The 13,562-nt window shown below is 37.3% G+C and carries 18 protein-coding genes; 2 read left to right on the top strand and 16 right to left on the bottom strand.

The window, feature by feature from the left end; translation table 11 throughout:
• Positions 1-32: 32 nt before the first annotated feature.
• Together AC6CH1_RS06010 and AC6CH1_RS06005 are read right to left on the bottom strand one after the other, a co-directional pair.
• Positions 33-2,141, bottom strand: a complete 2,109-nt coding sequence (locus AC6CH1_RS06010) for a transglycosylase domain-containing protein (RefSeq protein ID WP_498316616.1) — start codon at positions 2,139-2,141, stop codon at positions 33-35.
• Positions 2,142-2,410: 269 nt separating this feature from the next.
• Positions 2,411-2,584 carry a tRNA U-34 5-methylaminomethyl-2-thiouridine biosynthesis protein gene (locus AC6CH1_RS06005; RefSeq protein WP_498316615.1) on the bottom strand — a complete coding sequence of 58 codons (174 nt, stop codon included), beginning with the start codon at positions 2,582-2,584 and terminating at the stop codon, positions 2,411-2,413.
• Between the two features lie 256 nt (positions 2,585-2,840).
• Between AC6CH1_RS06005 and AC6CH1_RS06000 the strand changes: the two genes are divergently transcribed.
• Positions 2,841-3,389 carry a hypothetical protein gene (locus tag AC6CH1_RS06000; protein WP_498316614.1) on the top strand — a complete coding sequence of 183 codons (549 nt, stop codon included), beginning with the start codon at positions 2,841-2,843 and terminating at the stop codon, positions 3,387-3,389.
• Positions 3,390-3,441: 52 nt separating this feature from the next.
• On the opposite strand, the gene AC6CH1_RS05995 is transcribed toward AC6CH1_RS06000, so the two are convergent.
• From AC6CH1_RS05995 to AC6CH1_RS05965, 7 genes are all read right to left on the bottom strand, one after another.
• Entirely contained in the window at positions 3,442-3,900 is a 459-nt protein-coding gene (locus tag AC6CH1_RS05995; RefSeq protein WP_498316613.1) for an NUDIX hydrolase, read from the bottom strand.
• Between the two features lie 44 nt (positions 3,901-3,944).
• On the bottom strand, positions 3,945-4,640 hold the full coding sequence (locus tag AC6CH1_RS05990) for an MraY family glycosyltransferase (RefSeq protein WP_498316612.1): 696 nt from the start codon (positions 4,638-4,640) through the stop codon (positions 3,945-3,947).
• Positions 4,641-4,734: 94 nt separating this feature from the next.
• Entirely contained in the window at positions 4,735-5,016 is a 282-nt protein-coding gene (locus AC6CH1_RS05985) for a hypothetical protein (protein ID WP_014824066.1), read from the bottom strand.
• A 150-nt stretch (positions 5,017-5,166) separates the two neighbouring features.
• Complete coding sequence (locus AC6CH1_RS05980; RefSeq protein ID WP_498316611.1) at positions 5,167-5,931, bottom strand: hypothetical protein; 765 nt, start codon at positions 5,929-5,931, stop codon at positions 5,167-5,169.
• 13 nt (positions 5,932-5,944) lie between these two features.
• Positions 5,945-6,274 (bottom strand): histidine kinase, encoded by a 330-nt coding sequence (locus tag AC6CH1_RS05975; protein WP_251688272.1) that lies wholly within the window; start codon positions 6,272-6,274, stop codon positions 5,945-5,947.
• 61 nt (positions 6,275-6,335) lie between these two features.
• Positions 6,336-6,668 (bottom strand): nitrite reductase, encoded by a 333-nt coding sequence (locus AC6CH1_RS05970; protein WP_498316610.1) that lies wholly within the window; start codon positions 6,666-6,668, stop codon positions 6,336-6,338.
• A gap of 149 nt (positions 6,669-6,817) precedes the next feature.
• The gene (locus AC6CH1_RS05965; protein ID WP_498316609.1) at positions 6,818-7,363 is read right to left on the bottom strand and encodes an SDR family oxidoreductase; all 546 of its coding nucleotides are present in this window, start codon (positions 7,361-7,363) and stop codon (positions 6,818-6,820) included.
• 167 nt (positions 7,364-7,530) lie between these two features.
• Here AC6CH1_RS05965 and AC6CH1_RS05960 point away from each other — a divergent pair, with 167 nt between their 5' ends.
• Positions 7,531-7,998 carry a hypothetical protein gene (locus AC6CH1_RS05960; protein ID WP_498316608.1) on the top strand — a complete coding sequence of 156 codons (468 nt, stop codon included), beginning with the start codon at positions 7,531-7,533 and terminating at the stop codon, positions 7,996-7,998.
• A gap of 86 nt (positions 7,999-8,084) precedes the next feature.
• On the opposite strand, the gene AC6CH1_RS05955 is transcribed toward AC6CH1_RS05960, so the two are convergent.
• The 7 genes from AC6CH1_RS05955 to AC6CH1_RS05925 form a co-directional block, all read right to left on the bottom strand.
• Positions 8,085-8,315, bottom strand: a complete 231-nt coding sequence (locus AC6CH1_RS05955; protein WP_251688276.1) for an acyl-phosphate glycerol 3-phosphate acyltransferase — start codon at positions 8,313-8,315, stop codon at positions 8,085-8,087.
• Between the two features lie 124 nt (positions 8,316-8,439).
• Positions 8,440-9,381 (bottom strand): ribonuclease Z, encoded by a 942-nt coding sequence (gene rnz, locus AC6CH1_RS05950; protein ID WP_498316607.1) that lies wholly within the window; start codon positions 9,379-9,381, stop codon positions 8,440-8,442.
• A 439-nt stretch (positions 9,382-9,820) separates the two neighbouring features.
• On the bottom strand, positions 9,821-10,423 hold the full coding sequence (locus AC6CH1_RS05945) for an alpha/beta hydrolase (protein WP_498316606.1): 603 nt from the start codon (positions 10,421-10,423) through the stop codon (positions 9,821-9,823).
• A 33-nt stretch (positions 10,424-10,456) separates the two neighbouring features.
• Entirely contained in the window at positions 10,457-11,440 is a 984-nt protein-coding gene (locus AC6CH1_RS05940) for a ring-cleaving dioxygenase (RefSeq protein ID WP_498316605.1), read from the bottom strand.
• Positions 11,441-11,518: 78 nt separating this feature from the next.
• Positions 11,519-11,953, bottom strand: a complete 435-nt coding sequence (locus AC6CH1_RS05935) for a MarR family winged helix-turn-helix transcriptional regulator (RefSeq protein ID WP_498316604.1) — start codon at positions 11,951-11,953, stop codon at positions 11,519-11,521.
• A gap of 128 nt (positions 11,954-12,081) precedes the next feature.
• A complete protein-coding gene (locus AC6CH1_RS05930) occupies positions 12,082-13,020 on the bottom strand; it encodes a TRM11 family SAM-dependent methyltransferase (RefSeq protein ID WP_498316603.1) in 939 nt (312 codons plus the stop codon).
• Positions 13,021-13,470, bottom strand: a complete 450-nt coding sequence (locus AC6CH1_RS05925) for a protoporphyrinogen oxidase (protein WP_498316602.1) — start codon at positions 13,468-13,470, stop codon at positions 13,021-13,023.
• Positions 13,471-13,562: the final 92 nt, after the last annotated feature.

Below are 13,562 nucleotides of genomic sequence, written 5' to 3'. Positions count from 1 at the left end.
TGTCCCTCATAATAAACCTCGATCATTTCAAATTACTCTTTTTCCTCCTTTTTGTTCTCCTTTTCCTTGTCTTTCTTCTCTTTTTCTTTCTCTTTCTTCTCCTTATCCTTCTCTTTCTTCTCTTTTTCTTTCTCCTTCTTCTCTTTATCCTTCCCCTTCTTCTCTTTTTTCTTTATCTCTTTCTCTTTCTTCCTCTGCTCTTCCTCTATCTTCGCCTGCTCTTTTAGCTGTTTGCCCAGTAGAGGTAAGTTAAATTCTTTTTGGTTAAATTCCGTCATAGATTCAGCCAAAGCTGCTTTGAAAATCTTTGTGACAGTAGATCCGCCAGTTCCCATCAAATAATGATTTTCATCTGTTTGATCATATCCCATCCAAACTGCCCCAACAATTTCTGGCGTATATCCAACAAACCAATGATCCTTCGCGCCCCCTGAATTCGCAAAAGGAAGCTCGGTCGTGCCCGTTTTACCTGCTACTTCCCATCCTTCCACTTGAGCGTTCTTTGCTGAACCTTCTTCAACAACGCCCTTAAGCATATATGTTATTTCTTGAGCGACTAGGGGCTTCGTAACACTCGTCTCATTATGATGCCACTTAGCAATGACCTCGCCATCTGCATCTTCAATTTTTTGTATAGAGTGTGCTGCTACCATTACACCATCATTAGGAAATGTGGAATATGCCTGAGCCATTTGTAAAGGCGATACACCCTCCCTTAAACCACCAAGTGCTAACCCTAAATTATGATCCTCTTCTTTTAATTTAATACCAAAACGCTCAACAGCATTTATACCGTATTTCAATCCCATTTTATTTAATAACCATACCGGTGGGATGTTGTATGAATTCACCAATGCTTCATACATCGTTACTTCACCATGGAATCGTTTGTCATAGTTCATTGGTTGATACCCGTCAATATTAATAGGTGAATCTTGTAACTTATCATAGATTTCGTATCCTTGCTCCAAAGCAGGAGTATACGCCGCCAATGGTTTCATAGTTGACGCAGGCTGACGTTTTAATTGAGTAGCTCGATTAAATCCTCTAAAAGTATGTTCCCCTCTACCTCCAATTAGTGCAGTGATTCCTCCGGTTGAGGGATTGATGAAGATTGCTCCACTTTGGATTAACTGGTCCGATTGCCCTTCAGGAAACATTTCATTATCTTTATATACCTGTTCAACTGCATTTTGTATTGCAGGATTAAGTTCTGTATAAATATGAAGTCCACCCGAAAGTACCTCATTTTCTGTAAGCCCGTATTGTTCGATCGCTTCGTCAATAATATGGTCTACATAATAAGGATATTTCCCCTTATAATCATCCATCTTTTTGCCCTCTAATTCGATAGGTTGTTCTTTTGCTTTTTTTGCATCGTTTTGAGTAATGTAACCTTCCTTTTCCATTAATGCTAGAACAAGGTCTCTCCGTTGAACTGATTTATTCATATTTTTTAATGGTGACAAAACTGACGGCGCTTTAATCAACCCCGCAAGCATAGCCGACTCACCTAATGTTAATTCACTAACATCTTTGCCGAAGTACGTTTCGGAAGCACGCTGTATGCCCCATGCGCCTTCACCAAAGTAAATCTGGTTTAAGTACCGTTCCATTATTTCGTCTTTATCGTATGTTCGTTCAATTTTCTTCGTCAATATGAGTTCTTTTAACTTTCTCGTATATGTACGTTCTTGTGTTAGAAAGACATTTTTAGCTAACTGCTGTGTAATCGTACTGCCTCCAGCCACTATTTCTCCACTCATCATGTTTTGAGTCAATGCCCGAACAATCCCTATCATATTAATTCCACCATGCTTGTAAAACTTCTGGTCTTCCGTTGCAATTACAGCATGAATAAGATGTTCCGGAATCTGTCCTATACTGACCCCATCTATTTTAGAACCCGTTACCTTGCTGGCTATATCTCCATTTTGATCATAAATAATCGTTGGCTGCGGAGTGGGGTCTTCTAGTTTACTGACATCGCTTGCCCAAATAAAAATATTAAATATGAGGAAACAGCATAATAAAAATACTGAACCCACTGCTATAACCTTCACCATTATTTTTTTATCTTTAACCTTACTCCATATATTCCAGGTTAATTTTTCTTGCTGTCTTCTTTCCGTTCTTCTCACGTTTTATTCCACCTTCTAGTCTGACGAATCAGCTTCTGCATAAAGGTTATTGTTAGATATGAAATATACATAGTCAATAGGGTTTTTGTAATCCGCTACTTTATCCTCTTTTAAATTCATGCACTTCATAACATTTCTCCTACATAATATGGCTCTTAAAAGAGAAAAGGACGCTAATTCTTGTTTCAGAATTACGCCCATTTAATTAAAATGCTTATTTAAATAAAGCATTCATGAATATATTTTTCTCATAAAATGATAAGCAACCATCAAGTTTCTAAATCAAACTTTTTTCCCTTTGGTTTAATTCTACCGATAATGTACCCCATAATGATTCCCATTAAAAACATGAAAAACCTTTCCCCTGAAAATTCACCCGTAAAATATCCCCATATTAGCCAACCTGCAAAAGTTCCTATTATTAAACCAAGTATATTTTTCATTCTCTACCTCCTAAATATTTATTTTATTATTGAAAACCTTAAAAATAACTCACTAGATTTTAACATAAATCCCATCGCCTTCCGACACAACTTCGATTCCCTATAAGCCGAACAGAAAATACTGGTTATTTATGTTAATATAGCAATATAATAACATACTATTTATTAAACAAGGATATTGGTTGTTTACAAGGAATTGCAGACTAAATAGGTTTAACAAGTAGTAGTTAATGTATTAAAATTGGAGTGTGATAGAGTGAAATGGTTAAAGTATGTAATTGGACTTGTAGTAGTAATAGCTTTATGTACAGTTGTTTGGTTTAAACTCCCTACAAAAATAGAAGTAAATCAATTAGAGGAAAAAGTAAGTATCCTTGAGGTACAAATCGGTGAACATTATATAAACGACATCTCTTTATTAGAAAATGTGTCTGAGCAGCTCCTGAATTATAATTTCAATCAGCCGATAACTGATGAAAACAATAGTATGATTTCAAAGGTATCCGAGGATTTCCGTACTATAACAAGTAATCTCTTATTTATAGGCAGTAATGCTTCAGTCCATGCAGAATTGCAATATAGAGTATCAAATGTACGTACATATTTAATCGATTATGTTTATGGAGCATCACTTACCAAAGAAGAGGTTGCTGATTTATATCAAGTTCTCCAGGCAATTCGTTTCATTATTAAAGATTTTAGAGATATTGTTTCGTACAATCCGCAATCTGCATATGATACGATGCACGATGAAGAACACGAAATGGTCGAGAGAATCAAGTACCGCCTATCTCTAAAATATTAATCGTGAATTAAGCAAAAAATGCTCAGATTTTCTGAGCATTTTTGCTTACCGTTTAAATTGAATGTTGTGTTTTTAAGAAATCCATAATTACTAAATAATCTGGTGGACTTATACGTAGAGGTAAATCTGATAAATCAAAAAATCCTATATCAATGGCTTCTGATTCATCGTATTTAATTGAACCTTCATAGTTTTTACAGATAAATGCAGTAACGACGTTATAAACCTCATCACCATGAGGATATTTGTAATAAAATTCTTTACCTGAAAATGTTTTTAATAACTCTAACCGTGTTGGGATTAATCCGGTTTCTTCTTCCATTTCCCTTACTGCTACCTCTTCCAAGCTTTCACCTAATTCCATTGCCCCACCAGGAAGTCCCCAGCTTTTATTATCTTTTCTCTGTTGGAGAAGCAGTTGTGCTTTCTCATTCAATATTAAAACGCAAGCTCCCACCATAATTATGGGATCCGTACCAATCTTCTTTCGTAACTCCATAATATATCCCATTGTCATCACCTACTAATAGTTTATTAAAAGAAAATTGGATTTCACTAAATAAATCGATACTTACTGGATAATTGTGAAATGGCCAAAATAACAGTTGCCCCAACGACCATGTACCATACTACATTAAATGGAATGACAAACATTAGTAACCCGAACAATACTGCTACTGAAGCGCTAATAATCATTGATTGTGCACTAGTTATTTTATTTTGTAAGAAAAGATAAATTGCTAACGGTAATGCTAAAGTAAAAATTGGAATGTAGATTGTAATAAATGAAATTTCAAATAAAAATAGTGACAGCACTGCTATTACAAAACCTATAGATGTCGTAAAGGTTCTCCCTAAATTTTTTTTCCCTGAAATAGAAGCACATAACATAATAGTTAACACAGCAAATAGTCCGGAAATAGAAACAAATGTATAATCCATCAATAGAGCCACTATGGAAAGACAAAGTAAAGAAATACATGGGAGCAGCAAGATTATGGGCTGTTGCTCTTTTTCTATATTCATTACATTAGTTAACCCTACTAGAAATAATAAAGAAAATGGAATTGCCAAGAATCCTAATTCAATTTGATTAATATAAGTAACCTCAAGATCGCCAAACAATATAATGAGTAATGATGCGCCAATTTGACCTACTATCAACCAAATGCTTGATAATTTAAATTTTTGAGTAAGCTTCGTTGTCATTATGACTAGAAACAAGCCTATTAATAGTGTGAAATATAACAAATTTCTCCTCCTTGTTATGCGACTAAACTTTTTGTGTTCATTCAAGACTCACTCAGAATACTACCATAAAAAACCAATTATTTAAATACTACTTTCACTTGAAGTAAGCTCTATATGCACTGATGAATGCTTCAGGTGAGGATTTCACAGTATACGCATATACACCTTGCAGCGTATGTAAATAGAGAATCCCCCCTTGTTTTGCAATTTCCCGGTAAGAAAAATCCATCACAATCTTAGTCGGAAATTCTCGATGCTGAGTAACGACTTTATCGTGGTATAAGTAAATAATTCGGTCATGTTCTACTTCAAACTGTTCAGTACCTGTCACAGTTCTTTCTACTTTAAAATAAGGATGTTGCGCTATTAAATCCATGGGGACCTCCTATTGCAAAGACTTATTGATTATATTAGCACAAACAGATTACTTATTTGATGAAACGGACACACCTTACATATCACTATATAAATTAGTTAAGCTAAAAAGGCGGAATTCTTCATTATGAATTCCACCCCTTTGTTGGATTTAAAATTTCTCCACACCAAAATATTCAGTTAGTGGTTGCTGTCTCCCATTTTCATGCCATTCTTCATATTTGCTAAAGACCTTCATAACGTCGCCTTCGTAGCAGCATTCTACTAAATAATGAACTGCAGCGGAGCTTCTCCAATAATTCAGCATAATTGAAGCTAACGATGTTTGATTATAGCTACCTGCTCCAAAATCATTTAATGAAAAGCCGCCATACTTTGGCTTAAATAGTTTAATCAATAAGTTTTCATTTTTCCTTAATTCATTATATCGCTGTTCCGATAATGTCATTCTTTGAGAGAGATATTCACACATTCCTTCTTCAAACCAAATACTATTATGGCGCTCTTCTTCAAATTCATCAGGAAAGAGTTCAATATGATGTGTAAGCTCATGTGCTAATATACAAAAAACATCATCGATTGTCAGTGATTGGAAATAATTTTTTATGTACTGAATTTCATCATTATGCTCCAGTTCCTCACCATCCAATTGGGAAAGGTAAAATGCCTTCCATTCGCTAACACTTGGCGACATATAAATTGTTTCCCGATTGGTATAGGCAGGTACAGGGACTTGTGAAAATACGTTAGTAGCATTCTTACTACTTGTCCAAACGATTGATTTGGGTAACTCTATGAGCTCAAATTGGTTAATTAACAATTCTTTATACGTCTTTAATTTTTTATTCAATAAATCGATTTCGTCTTTATACTTTTCATAATCCGGAATACTTTCAAAAGCATAAATTTGTTTCATCATTTCCCACCTCTCACCCTTCTTGATCAGCCTTATTTTTACGATGTAGCTCTGAAAGATCTCTAATATAATATAATGAATAGTCATCCCTAATGTCGACTTCATAAAAGTAATAGGTTTCCGTAACTACATCTTTAACTTCTATTTCAAACAACCCCATTCCTCTTCGGTAATTATTTTCTACTAAAATGATATTTTCCCGATCAACCCCATAGTTAGTTTCCATGTAGTCTCCCACATAATTGAATACAACCGCGCTTCGAGATTTAATATTAAAATAATTGAATGCAACAATAACAACTACTATACAAAATATTAGATTAAAGAGAATTATTTTTTTCATGTGCCTTTCCTCCGTATAAATTTATTCTTTAACAACCGGTTCACAAGGTAAATTTAAATAATCATTTATTACGTAATCGGGCCACTTCTTCTAACATTAAAATAAACTTTACTTGCTCTTTTTCACTACGAATTAATCTATTTACACGCATTGAGCTTTGTAAGTACTTTCTAATTTTTAAGCTTACATAAAATGAACGCTGATGCTCCTCAATTTTAAATACTTCAGTAAACCAGGAATAGCCTTTTAATTTTTCTATATTCTTTTCTATCTTTTCTGTATTTAAGCCTTTACCACCACTCAAATCAAAGAAATTCACACCTGATATAATACTTGAAATTATAGTAAGCAAAATTCCTAATAATGCTACAATCCCTCTGCCAAACTTATTCAAAAATATCCTCCTTTATACAAGGTTAGGCCAATATTAGCATATTTCCGTTTAAAGATGGGTGAGCAATTAAAGACTACTATGTATATAGAATAAAAAAAGAGCTTAAGGTATTTGCACCTAAGCCCTTCTTCTTTAACAATTCCCATTTATTATTGCTGTGCGGCTTGGACTTTACGCAGGTTTGGCACTGTTCCGCCATCTACACGTAAATCGATACCTGTAATGTAAGAAGCTGCATCGCTTAATAAAAACTCAACTGCCGTTGCGATTTCACGTGCTTCCCCTTCTCTTTTTAACGGTGTAACCGCAAGTAATTGTGCCATTTGCGCTGACTGTTGTGCCTCTTGGCGACCCATTGCTGTATTAATCGTCCCTGGAGAAAGCGAATTAATACGTGCACCTTTTTCACCCCAATGCCAAGCCTGGTCTTCAGCAATTATTTGCACAGCTAATTTTGAAAATGTATAGGCTGCGCCGGGGTTACCTTGTGAGAACTGCTCTAGCGTTTCGACTGTATTTTCACCAAATGGATTGCGAATCACATCCATGTGCGGGCCTTGTGGCGGTACCATATAACCACTCATTGATGAAATAATTACCGCTGAAGTACCTTCAGTTGCCAGCGGATGAAATGCATTTAATACATTAATTGTTCCTGTCAGGTTAACATCTAAAATTTTCTTGGCATCACCCATCGTTGGAGAAATCCCTGCTGTAGAAAGTAAATATTTAATAGGTAAGTGAATGACTCATCAAAGTGCTTGAATAAGAGCTGGTGTATTACTTTTTAATCTTTAGGAAGGAGAAATCCTCTAAATATCTAATTAAGAGATAAGAGTGTGCTATGTGAGGAGAAAATGATTTGTTAGTATTTCTAATTTTTTATTTAATCGTATGGCCAATGACGACCTTATTGCATGAAATTGGACATGGACTTGGAGTGATCGTTTCTTCAAAAGCTCAAGCCAAAATTTATTTAGGGAAACCAGATGAAAAGAATACGGAAAATTTCCGGTTGGGAAGACTTCATTTTCATATCAATTGGTCATATATCGGATACTGTTACTGGGGAAGTAAATTGAATAAACAACAATGCATTTGTAGTTTAGTAGGTGGACCGGCAATGTCATTATTAATTTCCGTAATTTGTTTCTTTTTCACAATCACTATTTCTACCGGGGATATGCATTCAATCTTAAGGGCAACCGCAATCTTAAACTTGTTTCAATTTTTCATCACGATCATACCCATTACCTATCCTCGCTGGATGTCGGGATATAGTGGAAATCCATCTGATGGGTTGCAGTTGCTTCGATTAATTAGAGAGTAGATAATAAAAAACACTCAGTTCAAAAAATACTGAGTGTTTTGGCATGTGATCAATTAATATTTTTCCCCTTACGCGAACCGGAACCTTTACAATAATCCATTCTTAATCCGCTTCACAATACTGAATGTCGTATAGAGCGAAATTGGCCCTAATACTGCGGCAATGATCAGCCATGTCGTTAAGCCGTCTGTCGCCTTCAGCATTTCCAAGTTTGTTCTTATGTACACAACGACCCCAAATAACAGAATATAGCTCATGACATTTGGAAAAATAACTAGCAATCGTAATACTTTCGGTGAAATTGTCGGTTGCTGCATCATTCATCCCCCTTTTCTCCATTATAGCGGAAACTTTCTGTAATTTGGGCAAAATTCTCTTAAAAAAGTAAAGAGGCATATAGTAAATATCACCCCATTTACTATACACCTCGATTAAATTCATCTATTCGATTTCCAGCAATTCGTTTTTCCGCCACTCGTATTGGCTGAAATCATTTGCTAAATAGCTGTTTTCGAAGATCGCTTTTGCTTCTTCCAAAAACGGAATCAGATCATGCTTTAAAAAACGGGCGCTTATATGATTCAACAGCAAATGTCTCGCTTGTGCTTCTTTCGCGATTTTTGCCGCTTCTGTATTTGTCGCATGTCCGTACTTGCCCGCCAGTTCTATTGTGGAATGGTCAAAGGTTGCTTCGTGTACGACAACATCCGCATTTTGTGCTAATCGGATACTGTTTTCGCAATACTTTGTGTCCCCCAAAATGACTACTGTGAACCCTTGCTGTGGTGGTGACGTCACATCGCTGCTTTCCACAACTGTTCCATCTTCCAATTTTACAGAATGACCTGCTTTTAATTGGCCTAATAACGGACCTTTTGGCACACCTAATGCTAAAGCCTTGTCGATCAGCAGCTCGCCCTGCATCGGCTTTTGTTCAATCCGGTAGCCGAAACATGGGACAACATGCTGAAGCGACAGTGCACGTACCGTAAACTTCTCATCTTCAAATACGATGCCATCTTTTACTTCGACAAATTCAATCGGATATGTTAAATGGGTTTTAGATAATTGTAATGTTTGTTCAATCCATTGTTGTAATCCCGCCGGCCCGTAAATTGTAAGTATGTCCTCTCCGCCTAAAAAGGAACGGGAACTTAAAAAGCCGGGCAGCCCGAAAATATGGTCGCCGTGTAAATGTGTAATAAAGATTTTATCGATTTTGCGCGGTTTAATCGTTGTATGCAAAATTTGGTGCTGTGTCGCTTCCCCGCAGTCAAACAGCCAAATTGAGCCCCGTTCTTCCAGCAGTTTGAATGCGATCGAACTCGTATTGCGTTCTTTTGACGGCATCCCTGCACCGGTACCTAAAAATTGGATTTGCATGTCATTTCCTCCTAACACGAGTTTAGTTTGCCTCATGTAGAAGCTTTTTACTAACGTTGTATTTATTATAGGTCGCAAATAAGTTTATGCAAAGAAAAAATGAGGCGGCAAAAGAAATGACCATGTGGAATGATAATAATTTCCCACTTCTACACTTGATTAGCAAGAAATTAAGTTTAACTTTCCTTAATCCCTATTAAAAACCTGCGTCACGGGCCAAACTAACTACTCAACTAATCCTTCCCTATCATTAAACATATAGTAATGAAGAAAACGATTGGAGTTGAAAAAATAAGCCTTATTTTATGGATGACGGTGTTATCCGGAACCTTAATTGCTGTCTTTGCGGATAATAAAAAATGTAGAAAGAAAAACACTTAACGAGAAGAGACCCTTTCCTGAAACCGGAAAGGGTCTTTTATGCATGAACAACCTTTAATTAAAACGTGCGATCATACCAAGCCTTCGCTTTTTGTACTTCATTCATCGTCAGCTGGTGACCGTTCGATTCCCATTCCAATGTCACGTTCGCTCCTGCATCCGTTAAGTAACGCTCCAGATCAATCGCTTCTTCCTGCGGGCAAATCGGGTCATTCACCCCTGCTGCGATAAATACTTGTGTGCCGTCTTGTTTCGCAACAGTTGCTTCATGATTCGGTACCATTGGATGATGCAGAACCGCACCTTTTAATGCATTTTCATATTCGAATAACAAGTTTGCTGCGATATTGGCACCGTTTGAATAACCGATTGCAATGATGTTTTGTCGGTCAAAGCCGTATTCACTTGCTTTCTCGCCGATAAATTCATACAGTTCCTTCGTACGGAAAGCCAAATCTTCCATATCAAAAACACCTTCAGCTAAACGTCGGAAAAACCGTGGCATCCCGTGTTCTAAAATATTGCCGCGTACACTTAAAACCGATGCTTCCGGATCAATAATTTCTGCCAGTGCAAGCAGGCTGTTCTCATCTCCGCCTGTACCGTGCAACAGTAAAAATACCGGCTTGTCTTCTTTACCTTTATTAAAAATATAGTTCATCGGGCATTCTCCATTCTCGTTTTGATAGTCGAATTATTCGTATTCTTTTTCGATTGTTTTTGTAGAGCGTACTGTATCAATCGGACGCACAACACTTTCAATATAGTCGCGTTTGCTTTCAAGGAATGGCGGCAATGATAGTATTTCCCCTACTGTTTCATATGGCTCATCGCCCATGAATCCAGGTCCATCTGTTGCCCATTCAAATAAAATTCCCGGTGCTACACGTGCATATAGCGATTCAAAGAAGAAACGGTCCACATAGCCTGAAGTTCCGAACCCGAAGCTTTCAAGACGCCCGATCCATTCACGTAATACGGCTGTATCTTCTATACGGAATGCTGCATGGTGAACTGTACCGAAACCTTGACGGCCTGGCTGTAACACCGTATTGTGCTCGACAATAACAGATGCTCCGTTGCCGCCTTCTCCTACTTCAAATAAGTGCAGTGAATCTTCTTTACCTGTTTCACGCATTACTAAGACCTTTTCAAGTACTTCCTTGAAATAATCAAAGTTCGAAACGCGCACATGAATTGGACCTAATCCTGTAATCGCAAACTCTAATGGAATCGGACCTTTTTGCCAAGGTGTACCTGAAGCGATCCCTTCATTGTTTTCATCTGAAATGAGCATATACTGCTGGTCATCGAAATCGACGAATGATAATGTTTGCTTACCGAACAATGGTTTAATGCCTTCATGCTGCACTTTCAGGCGGTCAAAACGTTTTACCCAATATTCCAGTGCAGCATCATTCGGTACACGGAAAGCTGTTTTGTAAATTTCGTCCGTACCGTGACGACCTTTCGGGATACCCGGGAAATCAAAGAATGTCATATCTGTTCCTGCAGAACCTTTATCATCCGCGAAGAACAGGTGGTATGTTTGAATATCATCCTGGTTGACTGTTTTTTTCACTAGTCGCATTCCTAATACATATGTGAAAAATTCATAGTTTTTTTCTGCACTGCTTGTAATAGCTGTTACGTGGTGGATCCCTTTAATATGGTTCATCTGTATTGCCTCCATTTTTTCTCGATATCGAGATATTAGTTTAAGAAAAATGCACCGATCCCGATGCTTGTAATCACTCTAAAATTTGTTCGCATAGTGTCCCACGCGCTTTAAATAATCTGTTAAGTTTTGCAGTTCTTCATCCGATAACACATCAAAAATCGATGCAATCTTTTCTTCATGTGAAGGGAAAATCGATTCAATCATCTGTTTTCCTTCATCAGTTAACGAAACAAACGTAACACGGCGATCTGTCGGACAGGCAACACGTGCAACGAGACTTTTCTTCTCCAGTTTATCGACGACATATGTTATGCTGCTGCTTGCGATCAATACTTTTTTACCGATAATTTGGATAGGCTGATCTCCTTTATGATAAAGCAATTCCATCACAGCAAACTCCGTTAAATTCAGATCATGCTGCTGGATATCTTTTTTCGTCGCTTCTTGAACGGAAGTTTGAGCCCGATGCAAAACAGTAAATGCTTTTAATTGTTTGTCATATTTACTCATAAAGTACCCTCCTTCCTGTTATCACGAATTCATTTATCTTTAATTCGAGATAAATATACCATGTAAAAAATGCAGTGTCAAACAAAAAACGTTCCAATCCAGGTTCACCCTGAATTGAAACGTTTCTTCTATTCACATATTAAAACTTGGCGCTCGAATTTTCCTTTTTTCAATACGGCTCGATCGATAATTGTTAAACCGGCTTCGTGGATCTTATCATCCATCGATTCGATTGTCACAATGATGACCCGTTTTGCGATCCGACGGGCATTTGTAATGATGCTTTGCTGGAGCTCACCCGTAATATGCGTAAATAAATTGTACGGCATATCAATAATTGCCACATCATAGCCTTCATTTGCCTCTTCAATTGGACCGATCTCCACATTCGGTTCATAGCCGAAGTGGCGAAGATTAATTTGGGAACCCCACACAACACGTTTATTGATGTCGCGCCCTTCAATCGCAATGCCCATACTCATCGCTTCCACAAGCACTGTACCGATACCGCAGCAAGGATCGATTACCTTTAATCCGTCCGGAAACGGTACCGCGATATTGACAATCGCACGGGCATCCCGTGTACTTAGTGCCGTAGAGTACATTTCAGGCTTTTGCATATGCTTTAGCCAAACCGCTTCACCGTATGTAAGCTCACCTAAATAATAGCGCTCCTCGTGAATAACAAGACCCAATACTACATCCGGCTTTACAAGTTCCGGTTCGGCATTGATTGCTGAGCTGACGCGAATCATATAGTCGTTTCGAATCGCTCGGTTAAGTTTTGGCTTAATCGCATCACTACTATTGTTCAAACAGTGAATTTTGTAGGTCTTTTGTCCAAGCTCCAGCTGTGCCGCCATTTCTACCAGCTGCTCTATTGAACTTGCTTCATGCAAAACAGCTAGCCTTGAACGCATATACGGACTACGACTCGGCTCTATTTTTTCTTGGCTAATTAAAACATTTCCTTCCACGTGAAAGTTAAAAAATGTGCGCATTTCCAAACGTGAAAGTTCATATTCATCTCTTTGCCAAGTAAAACTATATAAGTATTTTTGCGTCATTTATTTCTCGACTGTCGATAATAATTGCGCAACAAATTGGTAAAGCATTTCACAAACTTCTGTAATCGGCATCTTCTCATGGAAGCCTTCTATGCAGTCAACCGCAATGTTCAGTTCCCAAAGTCCTTCTTGTCCGGAGAATGCTGCACTGCTGCTTCCTAATGCAGATTTCACATTGTCTTTCAAATATTGACGAATTACTTCACCATGTTTCTTTTGCAGTTTCAAGCCGAATAATGCCGTATACAGATTAAATGCATCATCAAATTCAAGTGCTACCGCATCGATTCGGATATCGTTGAATTGTGCACATTCCACATAAATAAATTCACCTTGATTGTCCTTTAAATAGTGGATTGGTGTTGATGCAAATGCATTACTTTCCACTGTAATTGTATCTTCTGTTTCTTTACTGCATCGTTCTAAAACTTCTAATTGTAATTGTACCATGATTATAATTCCTTTCGATTCCATATTCGCCCGTTAAAAAATCACCTAGTCCAGTATACATGACTATTGTTTAAAGCGCATTAGAAAGAAAT

Source organism: Solibacillus sp. GQ1 (genome assembly GCF_059758555.1).
This window is presented reverse-complemented; position numbering and strand designations above follow the sequence as displayed.